This window comes from Streptomyces sp. NPDC018964 (assembly GCF_044390325.1).
In the GTDB taxonomy this organism is placed as follows: Bacteria; Actinomycetota; Actinomycetes; order Streptomycetales; family Streptomycetaceae; genus Streptomyces.
In genome coordinates this window covers 30,701-49,896 of sequence record NZ_JBIRYZ010000037.1, presented here as the reverse complement: position 1 = coordinate 49,896, position 19,196 = coordinate 30,701, and the positions used below count along the sequence as shown (strand labels likewise).

Genomic DNA, 19,196 nt, shown 5'->3' with positions numbered 1-19,196 from the left:
CTGCTTGTTGTTTGTTTCTTCGGTTTGGTTGTTTCCTAGCAGCGCAGGCCACCTTGTCCTGTTCCTCGTCGCCGGGGGGGCCGGGCCGCGGGGGGGGGGGGGGGGGCCGCCCCCCCCCCCCCCCCCCCCCCCCCCCCCTCTCCATGCCCGCGTTCACCTCCGCACGGTCCCGAGGCGGATGTCGTACGACGTCCCCGGGTGCATCACGCCAAGCATCCGCTCCCCCTCCGCGACGACCTCCTCCCACCGCCGCCCGTCGAGCCGGCCGAACGGCTCGACGACGAGGGCGTGTTCGTCCAGTCGCCACAGACCCGCCAGGAAACCGTCGACGAGGAGGGTGCGGTGGGCGGTGTTGCCCTGCCAGTGGCGGCCCCGGTACTCGGGCGGTACGACGCGGGTGCGGTCGGCGTGGGAGAGGAGCAGGTTGTCGAACTCGGGCAGGAAGCGGGGCGGGGCGGGGGTGTCCGGGCCGGGGCGGGGCGCGTCCGGGAGGTCGAAGAGTTCAGTGCCGGTTTCGTCGCGGAAGGTGACGAGGTCCGGGCGGAGGCGTTCGAAGGCCTCGCGCAGCCGGGTCAGTCCGGCCCAGGCCTGCATGTCCTTCACGGAGGCCGGCCCGAAGGCGGCGAGGTAGCGCAGCACGGTGGCGTCCGGCGTCGGCATCGGCTCGGCGGGCTCGCCCAGCCAGTGCTCGGCGGTGGTGAGCGTGACCTGGCCGCTACGGCCCCACAGTCCGCGCGGGGTGATCTGCACGAGGGGGAGCGTGCAGCGGGCGGCGACGGAGAGGGACTGCGGGTCGGCGTCGGACCACTCCTTCAGCAGGGCCTCGCGCAACTGTTTCATGGTGCGCGGTTCCGCTTCGACGAGTTCCCGGGCGAGGGCGGCGAGCCGGCCCAGGTCGACGCCCGTGAGCCCCTTGCGGAACTGGTTCAGCTCGCGGTCGCGGGCGGGCTGCACCAGGGGCCGCAGGGTGAGGCAGTCGCGGGCGGTGTGGGTGTGGATGGTCGAGCGCAGGGTGACGATGCGGGCGACCGCGCGGCCGGCCATCGGCCGGGACAGCGCCTCGGGCGTGAAGCCGTCGAGGCGGGCGGCGAGCGCGTAGTAGGGCGGTTTGACGTTCTGCGCCTGGAGACCGACGAGGTGGCCGACCGCGTCCTCGGCGGACATCGGTGAGCGGCGCAGCAGCAGTTGCCGTGCGAGGGTGGCCCGGTTCAGCGCCCGGGTGCCGAGCGTCCGCTTCGTCGTCGTCATGTCCGCACGCTAGCGGCCGTCTAGGTCGGATCCTGTCCTCGATGGCCGTCGGCGTGCGGTGCTGATTGCCTTCCGCCGGGGCGGGGCACTCGGTGCGCGCTGTGTACGGACGAGAGCGTCCGGGACCGCGCAGGGTCCTGCTGACCGGGTGGTTCAGCTTCCGCGACGGGGAGGCGACCGCCGGGGACGTGCTGGCGCTGCGCCGCGTGGAGGAGGTGCTGCGGGGCGCCGGGATGGCGTACGACGTCGTGTGGAGCCCCGGTTTCCGGCCGGAGGCGCCGCACTTCGACGACGTACGGCCCGGCGACTACTCGCACCTGGTGTTCGTGTGCGGGCCGCTGCACGGGCCGCAGGTCGAGGAGCTGCACCGGCGCTTCGCGCACTGTGTGCGGATCGCCGTGGGGACGTCGGTGATCGACCCGGGCGACGCGGCCGTGACCGGCTTCCATCGCGTGCTGGCGCGGGACGCCCCGGGCGGCGAGCCGTCCGAGGACCTGGCGGCGCGCGCCCCGGTGGTGCCCGCGCGGCCCGTGGTCGGGGTGGTCCTCACCCACGGGCAGCGGGAGTACGGGGAGCGGCGGCGGCACGGGCAGGTCGCGGAGCGGGTGACGCGCTGGCTGGCCGGGAAGGACTGTGCCCGGCTGGAGCTGGAGACCCGGCTGGACACCCGTGACTGGCACCTGAGCGCGACGCCCGCGCAGGTGCAGTCGGTGCTGGCCCGGCTCGACCTCGTCGTCACCGACCGGCTGCACGGGCTGGTGCTGGCGCTGCGGGTCGGCACGCCGGTGCTGGCGGTGGACCCGGTGGCGGGCGGCGCCAAGGTGACCGCGCAGGCCAGGGCCTGCGGCTGGCCCGCGCTGCTCGCCGCCGAGCAGGTGGACGCGCGGCGGCTGGAGCGGTGGTGGGACTGGTGCCTGACCTCGGGCCGGGTGGCCGCCCGGCAGACGCGCGACGCGTTCCGCGAGGGGCGGGTGCCGGACGGGGCGGACCGGCTGCTGGAGGTGCTGGCGCCGCGCGCCGACACCGGTTAGGCGGGGCGGCTCCCGGGCACCCGGACGTCCTTGCCCCCGCGGTCGCTGGAGGAGAGACGGTGTCCATCGGTCGGCTCCCTGATCATGAACAGCGCGTCCTCGACGAGATCGAGCGGGCGCTCAGCCGCGACCGCCGTCCGGCCCGGCGACTGCGCACGCTGCGGGTCCGCCGGGGACCCGACGTGACGCGTCCGCCGGCGCGGATCGCGTCCTGCCGTCCGCGCGGACGGACCGTGGCGGTCCTGCTCGCGGTGTCCGTCGCGCTGATGGTGATTGGCGTCGTCACCTCGGCGCCGTGGGCGATCTGGGTGTTCGCGGCGGTGTGGCCGCCCACGCTCTTCGCGGCGTTCCGGCTGCTGTGCCGGTGGTCCGGCGGCTGAGCGTTTGCCCCGCGGGGGCGGCGGGGACCCGGCGCGACAGGAGGTGATCGCCGTGCCCGAACCCGGAAGCAAGAAGTACGACACCCGCCGGGCCCGGCTCCGCAAGGACGCCGAGGACTCCGGGGTCTCCGACCAGGACGCCAACACGGCCGCCAACGAGGAACTGCAGGAGGGCGAAGGCCTGCGCAGTCGCGGCCCGCGCACGGAACGCGGACGCGGACCCAAGGGCGAACGCCCGGGGAACACGGACTGAGCCCGCGCCTGTCACGGCCCGCCCGCCTTCGGTGGCGGGCGGGCCATGACGGGTGCGGCGCGGCCCGAGCCAGTACCGCGTGGGCGGGCCCGGCGCGCGGCGCGGCCCGGCGCCGACGGTGCGCGGACCTCGTACGCGCGGCCCGGCACGACGCCGGTGCGGCGTGGGCGGGCCCGGTGGGTGCGGGGCGGTGTCGGTGGTGCGTGTGCCGCCCGGTGTGTGGTGCCTCTCGGCGCCGGTGTGCGTCGTAGTGACGGTCCCCCGGTGCGCGCGGTGGGGGTCCGGGGGCGGATCAGCCGGTGTAGCGGCGGGCCGTGGAGGTGCGCTGGGCGGGTTCCAGCAGGCGCAGGCGGGACTCGACCTCGTGGGGGAGGACCCGGCGTTCGCGCAGGACCCAGGGCAGGGCCGCGGCGGCCTCGGCGAAGGCGCGCAGGGAGGCGGTGTCGCGGGGCACGGTGCGGGCCAGGTACAGGGTGCGGCGCAGGGCGGGGCGGGCCGGGCGGCGCAGCCAGGTGAACCACAGGGTGTTGCGGATGCCGTGCACCCGGCGCAGGGTGGCGTCCCGCACGGCCGACGCCTGGTGGTGGGCCGTCAGGTGATCGGCGTAGGTGAGCCACCAGCCGTCGGCCGCCAGGTCGGCGGCCAGCAGCTCCTCCTCGCCGCCGAGCCAGAGGCGCGGGTGGAAGCCGCCGGCGGTGCGGAAGGCGTCGGCGCGCAGGACGGTCGCGGCGGCCAGGAAGGAGCCGAGGGCGGGACCGGGCAGCCAGGGCGGACCGGGGACGGGCGATGCGCGCAGTTCGCGGACGATCGGGTCGTCGGTGCCGTCCGGTTCGACGACGATCCGCGCCGTGACCGAGCCGAGCGCGGGGTGCCGGTCGAGCAGGTCGGCGGCGCCGGCGAGGGAGCCGGGCGACCACCAGGAGTCGTCGTCGCAGAAGGCGACGTACGGCGTGCGGACGTCCCGTACGGCGAGGTTGCGGCCGACGGCGCCGAGGTTGCGGCCGGGGCGCAGCAGGCGGACGTCCGGGTGGTGGCGGGCGACGGCTTCCGCGGTGCCGTCGGTGGAGCCGTTGTCGGTGACGATCACCGGGGGTTCCTCGGGGAGGGCGGCGAGTTCGCCGAGGGTGCGCAGCAGTTCGGGGCGCCGGTTGTGGGTGATGACGACGACGGTCGTGCGGGGGTCGGTCATGCGGTCGTCCTCTCCGGCTCCAGCAGGCGGGCGGCCCGTTCCACGTGCGGGGGCAGCGGCCTGCGCTCGCGCAGGGCCGCCGGGAGGCGGGTGAGCGTCTCGCGCAGGGCGCGCCGGGCCTGGTCGTCGCCGCGTGCCTCGGCCGCGAGGGCCCCGGTGCGGGCGAGGGCGTACGGGACGGGGCGGCGCAGCCAGGCGGTGAGGACCGCGTTGCGGCGCTGGAGCGCCGGGCGTCCGGGGCGGGCCGCGGGGGCGGGGTGGTGGTGGGCGACGACGTCGGGGCAGTGGGTGACGCCCCAGCCGCGCGCTGCCAGGTCGTAGGCGAGCAGGGTCTCCTCGCCGCCGAAGAACAGCAGCCGGTGGAAGCCGCCCGCGTCGAGGTGGGCGTACCGGCGGACGACGGCACCGCAGGCGAGGAAGCCGAGCACCTGGGTGCCGGGGAGGTCGGTGGCCGGGCCGAGGGGGGAGCCGGCGAGGACGTCGTTGAGCGGGTCGGGGTCCGCGTCCGGGCCGACGAGGGTGCGGGCGGCGAGCAGGCCGAGCCGGGGGTGGGCGTCGAACAGCTCGGCCGCCCGGCCGAGGGCTCCGGGCGCCCACCAGGAGTCGTCGTCGCTGAACGCCACGTACGGGGTGTCGAGGGCGCGGGCCCCGTGGTTGCGGGCGAGCGCTCCGTGGTTGGCGGGCAGTGCCAGCACCCGCACCCCGGGGAAGTCCCGGGTGATCATGGCGCGGGTGCCGTCGGTGGAGGCGTTGTCGGCGACGAGGATCTCGGGCCGTTCGGGCAGGGAGCGCAGCTGCCGGAGGGTGACGGCGAGCCGCTCGCGGCGGTCGCGGGTGGCGATGACGACGCCGAGGCGCGGGCGCCGGGTCATGACGCGTGCTCCCTTCCGCCGGCCGGCCGCCCCGCAGTCGCCGGGACGGGTCCCGGCAGTGCGCGTCCGGGTCGTCGGCGGTGGCCCGCGGGCGGGGCGGCGGTCACGGGGTGATCACCCTCTCCGGGAGGCGTCCGAGGGGGAGCCGGCCGAGGGCGTGCAGGACCTCGTCGGGGGTGATCCGCAGGAGGGCCGGGTCGGGGTGCCGGCCGTGGGGGTCGCCCTCCGGGCCGTGCCACAGGGGGATGTGGCGGGGGTGCGCGGGCGGGCCCCACCGGGCGGGCGGGACGGGGCCGAAGAGGGTGACCGTCGGGGTGGCGTGGGCGACCGCCAGGTGGGCGATGCCGGTGTCGCCGCTGACGACGGCGCGGGCGCCGGCGACGAGCGCGGAGAGCCGGTCGAAGGGCAGGCCGCCGGCGAAGACGTCGGTGCCGGGCAGCCGGGCCTCCTCGGCGAGCCGCGCCACCAGGTCGTCCTCGCCCGCTCCCCCGGTGACCACCACCCGCAGCCCGCGTTCGCGCAGGGCCCCGGCGACGGTCGCGTACCGCTCCACGGGCCAGCGGCGGGCGGGTGCTCCCGCGCCGGGGTGCAGGACGACGGCGCCGGGGGCGGGGGACGCGGAGGGCGGGCGGGGCAGCAGCAGGTCGGCGGGGTCGGCGTCGATGCCGTACGAGCGCAGCAGCCGGCACCAGCGGTCCCGTTCGTGTTCGTCCGCGTACCAGGGCGGGCCCTCGATCTCCGGTGTGCCGGGGTGCGCGAACGCGAGCAGCCGCAGGGGGCGCAGGTCCTGCAGCAGGCGGTGGCTGGGCGGCCCGTTGCCGTGCAGGTCCACGGCGACGTCCGGGGGCGGGCCGGTCCAGTCGAGGGTGCGGGGCACGGCCCGTCCGGGCGCGGAGGCGGGCAGGACCCGGTCGACCGCTCCCGTGGCGCGGGCGGCCGGTGCGAGCGCGGCGGGTGCCGCCAGCACGAGTTCGTGTCCGGGGAACCCCCGCCGCAGCGCCCGCAGCGCGGGGACCCCGGCGAGCAGGTCGCCGAGTCCGAGGGCGCGCAGGACCAGGACCCGTGGCCGCTGCGCGCGCGTCCCCTTCACCGCGGGGGCTCCGTGGCGCGGGCCGGCGGGCCGGACGGGAGGTGTCCGGGGGTGTGCCCGCCGAGGACGGCGGCGCCGAGCGGGCTCGTGTGTGCGGACACCGTGGCGGTCCTCATCGGGTCACCTCCTTCAGCAGCCGCTCCCAGTCGTCCAGGAAGCGGGACAGCCCGTAGCGGGCGAGCGCCGCCGCGCGGGCGCGCTCACCGGTGCGGCGGGCGTACCGCGGGTCGGCGACGAAGTCCCGTACGGCGTCGGTCAGTACGTCGATCCGGTTGGACACCACGCCGGCGTCGGGCGGTACGGCCTCGGTGACCTCGGTGGTGGCGAGGGCGACGACGGGCATGCCCAGGTGCATCGCCTCCAGCAGGGACAGGCCGAGGGAGGTCCAGCGCACGGGGTGGACGTAGACCCGGCGGCGGGCCAGCGCCGTGTGCAGGTCCGCCTGGGTCAGTTCGTACGAGCGGCAGCGGCCGGGGGGCAGGCCGAGCCGGCCGGCGAGCCCGTCGGTCCCCATGCCGAAGACGTCGAGGGGCGCGGCGTCGGCGAAGGCCGGCAGCAGGTCGGTGCCGGTGGTGCGGCCGCGCCGCACCGGCTCGTTGACGACGACGGCGGCGTGCGGGAGTTCACCGGTCCACCGCGGTCCGGGGTCGACGACGCCGTGCTCGATGACGGTGGTCCCGGTGCTCCCGGCGTCCCACATCAGGCGGTTGAAGTGGGTGACGTGGACGAGGGTGGTGCCGGGGATGTCCGCGGCGGGGTGGCGGGTGTCGGGCACGTCGCCGTGCGGGGCGTTGTGCTCCAGGTAGACCAGCGGCGGGCGGCGGCCCAGCCACCGGTCGACCAGGGCGAGTTCGTGCGGCCGTTGCAGGACGACGACGTCGACGTGCTCCTCGCGCAGGCGTTCCGGGGGCACCTCGACGACCGAGTCGGGCCAGTCGAAGGTGCGGGCGCGGCCGAGTCCGTCGGGTCCGCGGTCCGGGGTGACGGGGACGACGTAGGTGTGCGGGCCCTGCACGAAGGCCGTGGTCCACGACCCGTGCACGTGCCACAGCAGGATCCTCATGCCACCTCCACGAGCTTGTCGACGGCGGCGACGACGTCGAGCGCGGTCACGGTGTCCAGGCAGGGATGGCCGGGTACGGGGCAGCGCCGGGCGCGGGTCCCGGCGCACGGCGCGTCCTGGTCGCCGAGCAGCACGCAGGGCACCCCGTACGGCCGCCAGCGCTCGGCGGGGACGACCGGCGCGAACAGGGACACCACCGGGGTGCCGACGGCGGCGGCGAGATGGGCGGGACCGGTGTTGCCGGTGACCGCGCAGGCGGCCCCGGCGAGCACGCCGGCGAGTTCGGCGGCTCCGGTGCGGCCGCCGAGGTCGACGGCCCGGCCGCCCGCGACGTACGCGGTCAGGTCCCGCTCCCCCGCGCCGCCGGTGACGACCACCCGGCGTCCGGCGGCGGTGAGTTCGCGCACCGCCTGTGCGCAGCGGTCGGGGCTCCAGGCGCGGGCGGGCACGCTGGCGCCCGGGTGGACGACGACGTACTCCCCGGGTCCGGTCAGCGCGCCGGTCGCGGGTGGTGGGAGCACCCGCAGCCGTCCGTCGTCGGTCCGGGGGAAACCGGCGGCCTCGGCGAGGTCGAGCGCGGCCTCGGCCTCGTGGGCGTGGGGGGCGCGGTGGTGGCGTACGTCGAGGAGGGAGCCGGGGTGGTCCTCGCTGTCGGCGGCGATGAAGCGGACGCCGGCCAGGCGCAGGAGGAGGGCGGTGGGCAGCGGGGACTGGTGGAAGGAGGTGAGGATCAGCGCGCTGTCGGCGTCGGTGGCGCGGACGGCGTCGACGACGGCGTCGATCTCCTCCCGGCTGACCCGGGGCGGCCGGAACCCGGTCCACGGCGAGTCCCAGACGAGCACCTCGTCCACCCCGGGCAGCAGCCGTGCGGCGGGTGCCCCGTGCGGCCCGCACAGCAGGGTCACGGTGTCGGCCCGGGCGGCGACGGCCCGTACGGCGGGTCCGGCGAGCAGCACGTCGCCGAAGCTGTCGAGCCGGGTGACGAGGGCTTTCACACGGTCCTCCCCCGCGGCACGCGCTCCGCGCCGGGACCGGCCGGGGGCGCCGGCACGTCACGGGCGGGACCGGCCGGAGAGCGGACACCGACGGGCGCCGGGCCTGCCGGAACCCCTCGCCCGCCGGAGGCGGGGCCAGCCGGGCGGCCTTCCACGTCCGTCCCGGCGGCGGCCTGGGTGTCGGCCTCGTCCCTCCCGGCGGCGGCCGGGATGTGGGGCTCGTCCGGGCCCGTGCTCCCCGGCGGCGTTTTCCCGGCCGGGGCGGCGGGCGGTGGGGAGGCCGTGGGCCCGTCCCACGGTGGGGTGTTCAGGAGCAGGTGTACCGCCGTCGTGAGGTCCGGGGCCACGTGGGGGGCGGCGGAGGTCTCCTCGGGGCGGGTCTGCGGGGTGGGGACGAGGATGGCGTGGGCGCCGGCGCGTCGCGCGGCCTCCACATCGGCGCCGATGTCGCCGACGACGACGCAGTCGGCCGGGTCCGTGCGGATGCGGCCGGCGGCCCGGAGGATCATGCCCGGCCGGGGTTTGCGGCAGGGGCAGCCGTCGTCGGGGCCGTGCGGGCACATGACCCAGACGTCGAAGGGGCCGAGGAGTTCGTCGACGCGCCGGTTGACGCGGCGGGCGTCGGCCTCGGTGAGCAGTCCGCGGGCGATGCCGGACTGGTTGGTGACGACGCCGGTGCGGATGCCGCGGGCACGGAGCGCGTCGAGCGCCTCGCGGGCGCCGTCGACGGGCCGTACCAGGCCGGGGTCGGCGTTGTAGGGGACGTCGTGGACCAGCGTGCCGTCGCGGTCGAACAGCACCGCCTTCACCGGGCTCATCGGGCCACCTCCTGCCAGGCCGGGGCGTTGCGGTGGCGCCAGGCCCCGGCCAGCCGGTGCCAGGTGGCGGCGGGCGGGATGACGACGCTGGTGGCCAGCACGGTCGTCACCTCGTCGCGGGTGCGCGGTCCGGGCACGATGCGGGCGCGGGCGAACTCGGCGGTTCCGGCGGCCCAGCCGAGCGCGCAGGCGGTGGCCGCCCGGCGGTGCCCGGCGGCGGCGAGGGCGCAGGCGGCGGCACCGGCGGCGGTGATCGCGGCGTGCCGGCGGATCCGGCCCCGCGGCGCGACCGCCTTGTCCCACCAGTCGGGGCCGTGCAGGTGCCGCATCAGGGCGTCGTCGGCGTTGCCGCGCTGCTGCGCCACCGACGCCCAGCGGGAGGCGGGGCGCACCGGGTGCAGCGTGGTGCGGCGGCCCTTGCGGATGCGCCAGCCGGCGTCGAGCAGGCGCAGCGCGAGGTCGGCGTCCTCGCGGAAGGCGCGGGGGAAGCGTTCGTCGAAGCCGCCGACCTGCCGGAGTGCCTCGGTGCGGTAGGCCATGTCGGCGGTGATCCAGCGGGCCCGGGCGAGTCCGGCGGTGCCGCGTTCCCAGTCGGTGGGGCGGCGCCCGTCGGGCAGCGGCACGGTGATGACGCCCTGGACGCCGGCGGTGTCGGGGGACGCCTCCGCCAGGTCGTGCACGAGCTGTGCGCACCAGTGCGGCCCCACCTGGACGTCGTCGTCGAGGAAGGCGACCCAGGGCGCGGTGACGGCGCGCAGTCCGGTGTTGCGTGCGGCGGCGGGCCCCCGGCCGCCGGTGGCGACGGTGGTGGTGCGTTCGCGCAGGTCGCCGAGGACGGTGAGCGCGTGGGCCGGCGCGTCGGGCGCGGGATCGGGGTCGGGCCGGTCGTCGACGAGGACGATCTCGTCGGGGCGCGGCCCGCGCGCCGCGGCCAGCGCGGCGAGGCAGTCGGCGAGGGTGTCCCGCAGCAGGGTGGGGATCACGACGGCGTACGACGTCATCCGGACGCCTTCGTTCGGGCCCTGGTACCGAGGATGCGCATCGGGGCTGTGCTCCGTCCCTCTGAGGCGTGGGGCTGCTACCGGGACGCGGGTGCCGCATTCGCGGTCGTGTCAAACACTTGGAGACAGCTTGCCCCATACGCGCGCTTTAGGCACTTTTCTCCATTGGCCCAGGGGGCACCCACCCGGCGCGTGACACCTCTCACGCCGCGGGAACCACCCGGACGCGGGCACGCGAAACGGACTATACACCCCATGTATAGACGATGTGTACAGTCCGCCCATGCCTTCTCCGACCAGGAAGACGAAGAAAACGGGGACCTCGTTCCGGGCGGCGGCCGTCATGGCCGCGGTCACCGTCGTGACGCTGGCCCTGAGCGGCTGCACACGACTGGAGACGACCGCCCCCAGCACCGTCCGCGCCACCGACGTCCAGGCCCGCTTCGGCACCGTCGACTGCCGCAAGGCCAAGTGCGTCGCGCTCACGTTCGACGCGGGTCCGAGCGAGCACTCCGCGCGACTGCTGGACATCCTGAAGGAGGAACGGGTCCCGGCGACCTTCTTCCTGCTGGGCAGGCGGCACGTCGAGCGGTACCCGGAGCTGGTCCGGCGGATGGCCGACGAGGGGCACGAGGTGGCCAACCACACCTGGACCCACCGCCGCCTGACCGAGCTGGAACCGGACGAGATACGCGAGGAGCTCGAACGCACCGACGAGGAGATAGAACGTCTTACCGGCCGCCGCCCCACCCTCATGCGCCCGCCGCAGGGCCGCACCGACGACACCGTGCACGGCATCAGCCGCGAGCTGGGCCTGTCGGAGGTGCTGTGGAGCGTGACCGCGAAGGACTACACGACCACCGACTCCGACCTCATCACCCGCCGCGTCCTCGACGGGGCCTCACGCGACGGCATCATCCTGCTCCACGACCTCTACGACGGCACGGTCCCGGCCGTCCCCGGCATCATCGCCGAGCTGAGGAAGCGGGGCTACGCGTTCGTGACGGTCCCCCAACTGCTGGCGCCGGGGAAGGCGGAGCCGGGGGAGGTGTACCGGTAGGAGCACCGGGGGCGCTGGTGGCCGGGCCGGGCGGGTGACCCGTACGTCCCGGGACCACGGTTCCGCCCTCGCGACTCCTCCCGCCCGAGGGCCGCCCGCGGAGCGCCGTCGGGCCCCAGGGTGGTTCCGTGCGGCCCGGACGACGGTGACGGCAGGCCGCGCCCGGCGATGCGGCCGGTACGGCCTGTGTCGTGGATCACATTCGGCTCATGTCACGTCCGGGCCGCCTGCTCCCATCTGGTGGGCGTCGGCAAGCGAACCGAGGAGGACGGAACCATGAACGCACGACGGGAGACCGGCACGGCGACCGCGCACCGCGTGGTGATCCTGGGGGCGGGATACGCGGGCATGGCCGCGGCCGTTCAGCTCGCGGCCCGGGTGAAGCGGCACGGAGGGGTGCGGGTGACCGTGGTGAACGCACAGGAGCGGTTCACCGAGCGCATGCGGCTGCACATGACGGCGACCGGGCAGCCGCTCGCCGAGCTGAGCGTCCCGGAGCTGCTGGAGGGCACGGGCGCGCGGTTCGTGCGCGGCTGGGTGACGGCGGTGGACGCGGACGCGAGGACCGTACGGATCGACGACGACCAGGTGCTGCCCTACGACACGCTGGTGTACGGGCTGGGCGGTGTGGCCGACACCTCGGCGGTGCCGGGGGCCGAGGACCACGCGTACACCCTGAGCGGCGCCCAGGACGCCGAGCTGCTGGCCGACCGGCTGGCGCGGCTCGGCGGCGGCACGGTGGTGGTCGTGGGCAGCGGACTGACCGGCGTCGAGTCGGCCGCGGAGATCGCCGAACGGTACCCGCGGCTGAGCGTGGTGCTGCTGGGCGGGCAGGAGCCCGGTGCGGCCATGAACCCGAAGGCCAGGGCGCATCTGCACGCCGCGCTCGACCGGTTGGGCGTGAAGGTGCGCGCCGGCGTCGAGGTGGTGAAGGTGCTGCCCGACGCGGTGGAACTGGCGGGCGGGGAGAGCGTCGCCGCCGACGCGGTCCTGTGGACGGGCGGTACGCGGACCTCGCCGCTGGCGGCCGCCGCCGGGCTGGCCGTCGACGAGCGTGGACGCATCGTCACCGACGACGCGCTGCGGTCGGTGTCCCACCCCGAGGTGTACGCGATCGGCGACGCGGCCGCGATCCGCCAGGGGTACGGCGTCATGCACGGCACCTGCCAGGGCGGCATGCCGACCGGGGTGCACGCCGCGCTGTCGATCGACCGGGTGCTCAGGGGCAGGCAGCCCAAGCCGTTCCGCTTCGGTTACTACCACACGCCGGTGAGCCTGGGCCGCGGTGACGCCGTGGTGCAGTTCACCCGGCCCGACGACAGCCCGCGCCGGTTCTGCCTGACGGGCCGCGCGGCCGTCCGGTACAAGGAGACGGTGACCGCCTCGCCCTGGCCGACGTACGGCCGCATGAAGAAGATGCCCGCCTCGGGCGCGTTCTGGCCCCGCGGGGGCCGCTTCACCCGGACCCGGGGGACCAAGTGACCGACCTGCCCGCCCACCCCGACCAGCAGGTCTTCCACGAGCACCGGCGGCTGTTGTTCTCCGTGGCCTACCGCCTCCTCGGCAGCGCCGCCGACGCCGAGGACGCGGTCCAGGACGCCTGGTTCAAGTGGTCCGCCGCGGACCGCTCGCACGTGGCCGATCCCAAGGCCTACCTGACGCGGATCGTCTCGAACCTGGCGCTGGAACGGCTGCGCTCCACCCGGCACAAGCGGGAGACCTACGTGGGACCGTGGCTGCCGGAGCCCGTCCTCACCGGAGGGGACGCCTCCGAGGCCGTCGTGGACGCCGAGTCGGTGTCGATGGCCATGCTGGTGGTGCTGGAGACGCTCAGCCCGCTGGAGCGCGCGGTGTTCGTGCTGAAGGAGGTCTTCGACTTCAGCCACGTCGAGATCGCCGAGACGGTGGAGCGTTCCGAGGCCGCGGTGCGGCAGGCCGCGCACCGGGCCCGCGAGCACGTGCGGGCCCGGCGGCCGCGCTTCGCCGCCGACCGGTCGCGGCAGCGCGAGGTCACCGAGCGGTTCTTCGCCGCGGCGACCGGCGGGGACGTCAACGCCCTGATGGAACTGCTCTCCCCGGACGTCACCCTGTGGACCGACGGCGGCGGCAAGGTCCGCCAGGCCCTGCGCCCGGTGGTGGGCGCGGCCACCGTGGCCTCCTGGTTCGCGGCCATCGGCACCGTCACCTACCAGGGCGTCGAGCCCGCCGACATGAAGGCCGAACTCGTCGGGATCAACGGTGGGCCGGGCATCGTGTTCAGCGGGCCGGAACGCGTGATCGCCACCGTCACCTTCGACTTCGACGCCGAGGGCCGTATCACCGCCATCCACAACGTGGCCAACCCGGACAAGCTCCAGGCCGTCGCCGACGGCACCGCCCGCGACCTCGGAACGCGGTGAGCGTCGTCACCGCACGCCGCCGCCGGGCCCGGTGTCCGGGGCGGTCAGCCGGTCGGCCGCCGGCCTCGATCGTGCCGGGGAGGGTGTACCGGGGGCAGCCGGTACCACCGGGGGCCGGGCCGGGCGGGTGACCCGTACCCGGGTGTGCCGACGGGCCGGGGGGTTCCTAGGATTCCCCCGTGGCCGCCTTCCAGCTCCAGCGCACGGTGCCCCTCCCCCTCGACGAGGCCTGGCGCCGGCTCACGACGTGGTCCCGCCACGGCGAGGCGGTCCCGCTGACCCGGATGACGGTGACCACTCCCCCGCCCACCGGCGAGGGCACGAGGGTCGTCGCCCGCACGGGTCTCGGCCCGCTCTCCTTCGACGACCCGATGGACGTGACGGTGTGGCGGCCCCCGGCGGACGGCTCCCCGGGGTTCTGCCGCCTGGAGAAGCGCGGCCGGGTCGTCATCGGCTGGGCGGAGATCGAGGTGCGGCCGGGGCCGGGCGGCCGGGCGCGGGTGCTCTGGCGGGAGGACGTCCGGGTCCGCTTCCTGCCCTCCTTCTGCGACGCGGTGCTGGCGGGGGCGGGTCGCCGGGTGTTCGGACGGGCGGTGAACCGCCTGCTGCGGCAGGCGTGAGGGCTCCGGGGCGCTCAGGCCACCGCCCCGGTCCGGTCCACCGGCCCGGACGCGCCGTCGTGGTGGATCGGGGTGCGGGCCCCGGTGAGGGGCACGCCGCTGCCGCCGCGTCGGCTCGCGACGATCTCCGCCGCGATGGACAGCGCCGTCTCCTCCGGTGTGCGGGCGCCCAGGTCCAGGCCGATCGGTGACCTGAGGCGGGCCAGCTCCGGTTCGGTCACGCCGGCCTCGCGCAGCCGCGCGGCACGGTCCAGGTGGGTGCGGCGGGAGCCCATGGCGCCGACGTACGCCACCGGCAGCCGCAGCGCCAGCTCCAGCAGCGGTACGTCGAACTTGGCGTCGTGGGTCAGGACGCACAGCACCGTGCGGGCGTCGACCGGCGTGCGCTCCAGGTACGCGTGCGGCCACTCGACGACGATCTCGTCGGCCTCGGGGAAGCGGGCCCTCGTGGCGAAGACGGGCCGCGCGTCGCACACCGTGACGTGGTGGCCGAGGAACTTGCCCACCCGGACCAGCGCCGACGCGAAGTCGATCGCGCCGAAGACGATCATCCTGGGCGGGGGGACCGAGGACTCGACCAGCACCGTGAGCGGTGCTCCGCACCGCGAGCCCTCCGCTCCGGTCTCCAGGGTGCCGGTGCGGCCGGCGTCCAGGAGGGCACCCGCCTCGGCGGCCACCGTGCGGTCCAGCTCCGGGCGGTCGCCGAGGCCGCCCTCGTACGAGCCGTCCGGGCGGACCGTCAGCGCGCGGCCCAGCAGCTCCGCCGGGCCGCCGACGATCCGCGCCACCGCCACCGCCTCCCCGCGCGCTGCGGCGGCGAGCGCGGACGCGAGCACCGGGCGGGCGGGGTCCGCCGCCCGTACCGGTGCGACCAGGACGTCGACGGTCCCGCCGCAGGTGAGCCCCGCGGCGAAGGCGTCCTCGTCGCTGTGGCCGAAGCGTTCCAGGACGGTGCCGCCGTCCCTCAGCGCCTGCTCGCACAGCGCGTACACCGCGCCCTCCACGCAACCGCCGGAGACCGAGCCGACCGCCGTGCCGTCGGCGTCCACCGCGAGCGCGGCTCCGGGCCCGCGGGGCGCGCTGCCGCCGACCGCCACCACGGTGGCCACCGCGAAGTCACGGCCCTGCCCGGCCCACCGGTTCAGCTCCTCGGCGATGTCCAGCATGTCTCGGTCTCCTCGGCCGCGGTCGGGTGACAGGTGCCCGCGCACGGTGGCCGGCGTACATCCGGCCGGCTCCCGACCGGGACGAGGGCGAGGTGGTCACGAGGTCCCGGTGAGGTGTTCCGGGCGGACCGGGGTCCTGTCGAGCTCCAGGCCCGTCGCGTCGCGGACGGCCGCCAGGACCGCCGGGGTCGAGGACAGGGTGGGGGCCTCGCCGACGCCGCGCAGGCCGTACGGGGCGTGGTCGTCGGCGAGTTCGAGCACGTCGACGGGGATGGCCGGGGTGTCGAGGATGGTGGGGATGAGGTAGTCCGTGAAGGACGGGTTGCGGACCTTCGCGGTCCTCGGGTCGACGACGATCTCCTCCATGACCGCGATGCCCAGGCCCTGGGCGGTGCCGCCCTGGATCTGGCCGATCACGGACAGCGGGTTGAGCGCCTTGCCGACGTCCTGCGCGCAGGCCAGCTCGACGACCTTCACCAGGCCGAGTTCGGTATCGACCTCGACGACGGCGCGGTGCGCGGCGAAGGAGTACTGGACGTGTCCGTCGCCCTGGCCGGTGTGCGGGTCGAAGGGCTCGGTCGGCCGGTGCCGCCACTCCTGCTCGACCTCGACGGCCTCGTCGCCGAGGACGTCCACCAGGCCGGCGAGGACCTCGCCGCCGTCGGTGACGACCTTGCCGTCCTCCAGGAGGAGTCCGGCATTCGCCCAGGCCGGGTGGTACGAGCCGAACCTGCGCCGGCCGAGTTCCAGCACCTTCTCCCGGACGCGTTCGCAGGCGTTCCTGACCGCGCCGCCGGTGACGTACGTCTGCCGGGAGGCGGAGGTCGAGCCCGCCGAGCCGACCCGCGTGTCCGCCGGGTGGATGGTCACCCGGCCGACGCCCAGCTCGGTGCGGGCGATCTGCGCGTGGACGGTGACGCCTCCCTGGCCGACCTCCGCCATCGCGGTGTGCACGGTGACGACCGGCTCCCCGCCGGCCACCTCGATGCGGACGCGGGCGGTGGAGTAGTCGTCGAAGCCCTCGGAGAAGCCGACGTTCTTGATGCCGACCGCGTAGCCGACCCCGCGGACGACGCCTTCGCCGTGGGTGGTGTTGGACAGGCCGCCCGGCAACTGGCGCACGTCGACGCCCTCGCTGGACTCCCACGGGCGCTCCGGCGGCATGGGCATCGCCTTGACGCGGCGCAGGAGTTCGGCGACCGGCGCCGGGGAGTCGACGCGCTGCCCGGTGGGCATGAGGGTGCCCTGTTCCATGGCGTTGCGCTGCCGCAGCTCCACCGGGTCCATGCCGAGCCGTGCCGCCAGCTTGTCCATCTGCGCCTCGTAGGCGAAGCACGCCTGGACGGCGCCGAAGCCGCGCATGGCGCCGCAGGGCGGGTTGTTGGTGTAGAGGGCGATCGCCTCGATGTCGACGTCGTCGACGGCGTAGGGGCCGACGCCGAGCGAGGAGGCGTTGCCGACGACGGCCGGGGAGGCGGAGGCGTACGCGCCGCCGTCGAGGACGATGCGCGCCTTGACGTGGGTCAGCCTGCCGTCGGCCGTGGCGCCGTGCTCGTAGGACAGCTTGGCCGGGTGGCGGTGGACGTGGCCGAAGAAGGACTCGAAGCGGTTGTAGACGATCTTGACGGGTCTGCCGGTGCGCAGGGCGAGCAGACAGGCGTGGATCTGCATCGACAGGTCCTCGCGTCCGCCGAAGGCGCCGCCGACACCGGCCAGGGTCATCCGTACCTTGTCCTCGGGCAGGCCGAGGACGGGGGCGATCTGGCGCAGGTCGGAGTGGAGCCACTGGGTGGCGACGTAGAGGTGGACGCCGCCGTCCTCCTCGGGGACGGCGAGGCCGGACTCGGGGCCGAGGAAGGCCTGGTCCTGCATGCCGAAGGTGTACTCGCCCTCGACGATCACGTCCGCGCGGCGCCGGGCCGCCTCGACGTGGCCGCGCACGACGGGCTGGCGGTGGACGATGTTGGGGTGCGGGACGTGGCCGATGTGGTGGTCGTCGCGGTTCTCGTGGACGAGGACCGCGTCGGGGGCGAGGGCGGAGGCCTCGTCGGTGATGACGGGGAGGTCCCGGTGGTCGACCCTGATCTTCGCGGCGGCGCGGCGGGCGGTCTCCGGGTGGTCGGCGGCGACGATCGCGACCGGTTCGCCGTGGTGGCGGACCTTGCCGTGGGCGAGGACGGGGGTGTCCCGGATCTCCAGGCCGTAGTGCCTCACGTCGGCCGGCAGGTCGTCGTAGGTCATCACGGCGTACACGCCGGGCGTCGCCAGGGCCTCGCTCGTGTCGATCGACACGATCTCGGCGTGGGCGACGGTGGAGCGCAGGATGTGGCCCCACACCATGTCCTCGTGCCACATGTCGGAGGAGTACGCGAACTCGCCGGTGACCTTGAGGATGCCGTCCGGGCGGAGGGTGGACTCGCCGATGCCGCCCCTGGTCCCGGCACCCTGCGTGATCCTGGTGGGAATCCCGTTCGTCGGCATGCTCACACCCCCTCGGACTGCCGGGCGGCGGCCAGGCGGACCGCGTCCATGATCTTCTCGTAGCCGGTGCAGCGGCACAGGTTGCCCGACAGGGCCTCGCGGATGTCCGCGTCGGTCGGGTCGGGGTCGCGCTCCAGCATCTCGTCGGCGGCGACCAGCAGCCCCGGGGTGCAGAAGCCGCACTGGACGGCGCCGGCGTCGATGAACGCCTGCTGGACGGGCGCCAGTTCGCCGCCCTCGCCGGTCCCCGGGCCGGTGCCCCCGGCCGCGTCCGGTGAGGTGCCGCCCGAGCGCCGCCTGGCGAAGTCCGCCAGGCCCTCCACGGTGACGACCTCGCGGCCCTGGACCTGACCGGCGGCGACGAGGCAGGAGCACACGAGCACGCCGTCGAGGCGGACGGTGCACGAGCCGCACTCGCCCTGCTCGCAGGCGTTCTTGGAACCGGGCAGGCCGAGCCGCTCGCGCAGCACGTACAGCAGGGACTCGCCCTCCCAGACGTCGTCGGCCTCCCGGGGGCGTCCGTTGACGGTGAAGCCGATGCGCATCACGCGACTCCTTCCGTGCCGCGACGGGAGCCGCGGTACGACTCCCAGGTCCAGGTCAGGGTGCGGCGGGCCATGACACCGACCGCGTGCCGGCGGTAGCCCGCGGTGCCGCGCACGTCGTCGATCGGGTCGCAGGAGGCGGCGCACAGGTCCGCGAACCGCTTCGCGACGGACGGGGTGACGGCCTTCCCGTTGTCCCAGAGGCCGCCCTCCTCCAGCGCCGCGTTCAGGAACTCCTCGGCGGCCCGCGCCCGGACGGGCGTCGGGGCGGCCGAACCGATGCCGGTGCGCACCGTCCGGGTCCGCGGGTGCAGGGCGAGACCGAAGGCGCACACGGCGATGACCATGGCGTTGCGGGTGCCGACCTTGGAGTACTGCTGCGGTCCGTCGGCCTTCTTGATGTGGACGGCGCGGATCAGCTCGTCGGGCGCGAGCGCGTTGCGCTTCACGCCGGTGTAGAACGCGTCGATGGGGATGCGCCGCGAGCCGCGCACCGACTCGGCCTCGACCTCGGCGCCGGCGGCGAGCAGCGCCGGGTGGGCGTCGCCGGCCGGGGAGGCGGTGCCGAGGTTGCCGCCGACGCCGCCGCGGTTGCGGATCTGCGGGGAGGCGACCGTGCGGGAGGCGAGGGCGAGGCCCGGCAGCTCGGCGCGCAGGTGCTCCATGATCCGCGCGTACGGGACGGAGGCGCCGAGCCGTACGCCGTCCTCGCCGACCTCCCACTCGTACAGGTCGCCGATGCGGTTGAGGTCCATGAGGTACTCGGGCCGGCGGTGGTCGAAGTTGATCTCGACCATCACGTCGGTGCCCCCCGCGATCGGCACGGCGGTGGGGTGCTCGGCCTTCGCGGCGAGCGCCTCCTCCCAGTCGGCGGGGCGAAGGAAGTCCATGACCGGCTCTCCTCCTCGTCTCGTGGGGCGTACGGATCGAGCCAGTCGGTGTGCGGCGGACCCGGCTCGTCGCCGTGCGGTTCACCCGGAGTGCG

The 19,196-nt window shown here is 75.6% G+C and carries 19 protein-coding genes; 7 read left to right on the top strand and 12 right to left on the bottom strand.

Features of this window, described 5'->3' with window-relative positions:
• Positions 1-153: 153 nt before the first annotated feature.
• The gene (locus ACH5AO_RS35690; RefSeq protein WP_398932096.1) at positions 154-1,248 is read right to left on the bottom strand and encodes a winged helix DNA-binding domain-containing protein; all 1,095 of its coding nucleotides are present in this window, start codon (positions 1,246-1,248) and stop codon (positions 154-156) included.
• A gap of 101 nt (positions 1,249-1,349) precedes the next feature.
• On the opposite strand from ACH5AO_RS35690, the gene ACH5AO_RS35685 reads away from it, so the two are divergent.
• The 3 genes from ACH5AO_RS35685 to ACH5AO_RS35675 are packed head-to-tail and all read left to right on the top strand — an operon-like array spanning position 1,350 to position 2,912.
• The gene (locus ACH5AO_RS35685) at positions 1,350-2,279 is read left to right on the top strand and encodes a polysaccharide pyruvyl transferase family protein (protein WP_398932094.1); all 930 of its coding nucleotides are present in this window, start codon (positions 1,350-1,352) and stop codon (positions 2,277-2,279) included.
• A 59-nt stretch (positions 2,280-2,338) separates the two neighbouring features.
• Positions 2,339-2,659, top strand: coding sequence for a DUF3040 domain-containing protein (locus tag ACH5AO_RS35680; protein ID WP_398932092.1), 321 nt, complete (start codon positions 2,339-2,341; stop codon positions 2,657-2,659).
• Between the two features lie 52 nt (positions 2,660-2,711).
• Positions 2,712-2,912, top strand: a complete 201-nt coding sequence (locus ACH5AO_RS35675) for a hypothetical protein (protein ID WP_398932090.1) — start codon at positions 2,712-2,714, stop codon at positions 2,910-2,912.
• 292 nt (positions 2,913-3,204) lie between these two features.
• Here ACH5AO_RS35675 and ACH5AO_RS35670 read toward each other — a convergent pair whose 3' ends face one another.
• The 7 genes from ACH5AO_RS35670 to ACH5AO_RS35640 form a co-directional block, all read right to left on the bottom strand.
• On the bottom strand, positions 3,205-4,101 hold the full coding sequence (locus tag ACH5AO_RS35670; RefSeq protein WP_398932088.1) for a glycosyltransferase family 2 protein: 897 nt from the start codon (positions 4,099-4,101) through the stop codon (positions 3,205-3,207).
• A complete protein-coding gene (locus ACH5AO_RS35665; RefSeq protein WP_398932086.1) occupies positions 4,098-4,973 on the bottom strand; it encodes a glycosyltransferase family 2 protein in 876 nt (291 codons plus the stop codon). The genes ACH5AO_RS35670 and ACH5AO_RS35665 overlap by 4 nt, the downstream gene beginning before the upstream one ends.
• Before the next feature lie 103 nt (positions 4,974-5,076).
• Positions 5,077-6,063: a glycosyltransferase family 9 protein gene (locus ACH5AO_RS35660; RefSeq protein WP_398932084.1), complete on the bottom strand. Its 987-nt coding sequence runs from the start codon at positions 6,061-6,063 to the stop codon at positions 5,077-5,079.
• 112 nt (positions 6,064-6,175) lie between these two features.
• The gene (locus tag ACH5AO_RS35655; RefSeq protein ID WP_398932082.1) at positions 6,176-7,126 is read right to left on the bottom strand and encodes a glycosyltransferase; all 951 of its coding nucleotides are present in this window, start codon (positions 7,124-7,126) and stop codon (positions 6,176-6,178) included.
• Complete coding sequence (locus ACH5AO_RS35650; RefSeq protein ID WP_398932080.1) at positions 7,123-8,121, bottom strand: glycosyltransferase family 9 protein; 999 nt, start codon at positions 8,119-8,121, stop codon at positions 7,123-7,125. Before ACH5AO_RS35650 ends, ACH5AO_RS35655 begins: the two co-directional genes overlap by 4 nt.
• Positions 8,118-8,939, bottom strand: a complete 822-nt coding sequence (locus ACH5AO_RS35645) for a D-glycero-alpha-D-manno-heptose-1,7-bisphosphate 7-phosphatase (RefSeq protein ID WP_398932078.1) — start codon at positions 8,937-8,939, stop codon at positions 8,118-8,120. The genes ACH5AO_RS35650 and ACH5AO_RS35645 overlap by 4 nt, the downstream gene beginning before the upstream one ends.
• Entirely contained in the window at positions 8,936-9,940 is a 1,005-nt protein-coding gene (locus ACH5AO_RS35640) for a glycosyltransferase (protein WP_398932077.1), read from the bottom strand. The genes ACH5AO_RS35645 and ACH5AO_RS35640 overlap by 4 nt, the downstream gene beginning before the upstream one ends.
• A gap of 283 nt (positions 9,941-10,223) precedes the next feature.
• On the opposite strand from ACH5AO_RS35640, the gene ACH5AO_RS35635 reads away from it, so the two are divergent.
• The 4 genes from ACH5AO_RS35635 to ACH5AO_RS35620 all read left to right on the top strand — a co-directional run bounded on the left by ACH5AO_RS35635 (position 10,224) and on the right by ACH5AO_RS35620 (position 14,019).
• Positions 10,224-11,000 (top strand): polysaccharide deacetylase family protein, encoded by a 777-nt coding sequence (locus ACH5AO_RS35635; RefSeq protein WP_398932075.1) that lies wholly within the window; start codon positions 10,224-10,226, stop codon positions 10,998-11,000.
• Positions 11,001-11,276: 276 nt separating this feature from the next.
• On the top strand, positions 11,277-12,482 hold the full coding sequence (locus tag ACH5AO_RS35630; RefSeq protein ID WP_398932073.1) for an NAD(P)/FAD-dependent oxidoreductase: 1,206 nt from the start codon (positions 11,277-11,279) through the stop codon (positions 12,480-12,482).
• Complete coding sequence (locus ACH5AO_RS35625) at positions 12,479-13,399, top strand: RNA polymerase sigma-70 factor (RefSeq protein WP_398932071.1); 921 nt, start codon at positions 12,479-12,481, stop codon at positions 13,397-13,399. The genes ACH5AO_RS35630 and ACH5AO_RS35625 overlap by 4 nt, the downstream gene beginning before the upstream one ends.
• Positions 13,400-13,578: 179 nt before the next feature.
• Positions 13,579-14,019, top strand: a complete 441-nt coding sequence (locus tag ACH5AO_RS35620) for an SRPBCC family protein (RefSeq protein WP_398932069.1) — start codon at positions 13,579-13,581, stop codon at positions 14,017-14,019.
• 14 nt (positions 14,020-14,033) lie between these two features.
• Here the strand turns inward: ACH5AO_RS35620 and ACH5AO_RS35615 are convergent, their stop codons facing one another.
• From ACH5AO_RS35615 to ACH5AO_RS35600, 4 genes are all read right to left on the bottom strand, one after another.
• A complete protein-coding gene (locus ACH5AO_RS35615) occupies positions 14,034-15,185 on the bottom strand; it encodes an XdhC family protein (protein ID WP_398932067.1) in 1,152 nt (383 codons plus the stop codon).
• Positions 15,186-15,281: 96 nt separating this feature from the next.
• Positions 15,282-17,666 (bottom strand): xanthine dehydrogenase subunit D, encoded by a 2,385-nt coding sequence (gene pucD, locus ACH5AO_RS35610; protein WP_398932065.1) that lies wholly within the window; start codon positions 17,664-17,666, stop codon positions 15,282-15,284.
• 2 nt (positions 17,667-17,668) lie between these two features.
• Positions 17,669-18,211, bottom strand: a complete 543-nt coding sequence (locus ACH5AO_RS35605) for a (2Fe-2S)-binding protein (protein ID WP_398932064.1) — start codon at positions 18,209-18,211, stop codon at positions 17,669-17,671.
• Entirely contained in the window at positions 18,211-19,101 is an 891-nt protein-coding gene (locus tag ACH5AO_RS35600) for an FAD binding domain-containing protein (protein ID WP_398932062.1), read from the bottom strand. Before ACH5AO_RS35600 ends, ACH5AO_RS35605 begins: the two co-directional genes overlap by 1 nt.
• Between the last annotated feature and the right edge of the window lie 95 nt (positions 19,102-19,196).

Bases quoted from the DNA above. Each gene is read 5' to 3' on its own strand.
- ACH5AO_RS35690 (WP_398932096.1), bottom strand. From the start codon at position 1,248: ATGACGACGACGAAGCGGACGCTCGGCACCCGGGCGCTGAACCGGGCC.
- ACH5AO_RS35670 (WP_398932088.1), bottom strand. From the start codon at position 4,101: ATGACCGACCCCCGCACGACCGTCGTCGTCATCACCCACAACCGGCGC.
- ACH5AO_RS35665 (WP_398932086.1), bottom strand. From the start codon at position 4,973: ATGACCCGGCGCCCGCGCCTCGGCGTCGTCATCGCCACCCGCGACCGC.
- ACH5AO_RS35655 (WP_398932082.1), bottom strand. From the start codon at position 7,126: ATGAGGATCCTGCTGTGGCACGTGCACGGGTCGTGGACCACGGCCTTC.
- ACH5AO_RS35645 (WP_398932078.1), bottom strand. From the start codon at position 8,939: ATGAGCCCGGTGAAGGCGGTGCTGTTCGACCGCGACGGCACGCTGGTC.
- ACH5AO_RS35640 (WP_398932077.1), bottom strand. From the start codon at position 9,940: ATGACGTCGTACGCCGTCGTGATCCCCACCCTGCTGCGGGACACCCTC.
- ACH5AO_RS35635 (WP_398932075.1), top strand. From the start codon at position 10,224: ATGCCTTCTCCGACCAGGAAGACGAAGAAAACGGGGACCTCGTTCCGG.
- ACH5AO_RS35630 (WP_398932073.1), top strand. From the start codon at position 11,277: ATGAACGCACGACGGGAGACCGGCACGGCGACCGCGCACCGCGTGGTG.
- ACH5AO_RS35615 (WP_398932067.1), bottom strand. From the start codon at position 15,185: ATGCTGGACATCGCCGAGGAGCTGAACCGGTGGGCCGGGCAGGGCCGT.
- pucD (WP_398932065.1), bottom strand. From the start codon at position 17,666: ATGCCGACGAACGGGATTCCCACCAGGATCACGCAGGGTGCCGGGACC.
- ACH5AO_RS35605 (WP_398932064.1), bottom strand. From the start codon at position 18,211: ATGCGCATCGGCTTCACCGTCAACGGACGCCCCCGGGAGGCCGACGAC.
- ACH5AO_RS35600 (WP_398932062.1), bottom strand. From the start codon at position 19,101: ATGGACTTCCTTCGCCCCGCCGACTGGGAGGAGGCGCTCGCCGCGAAG.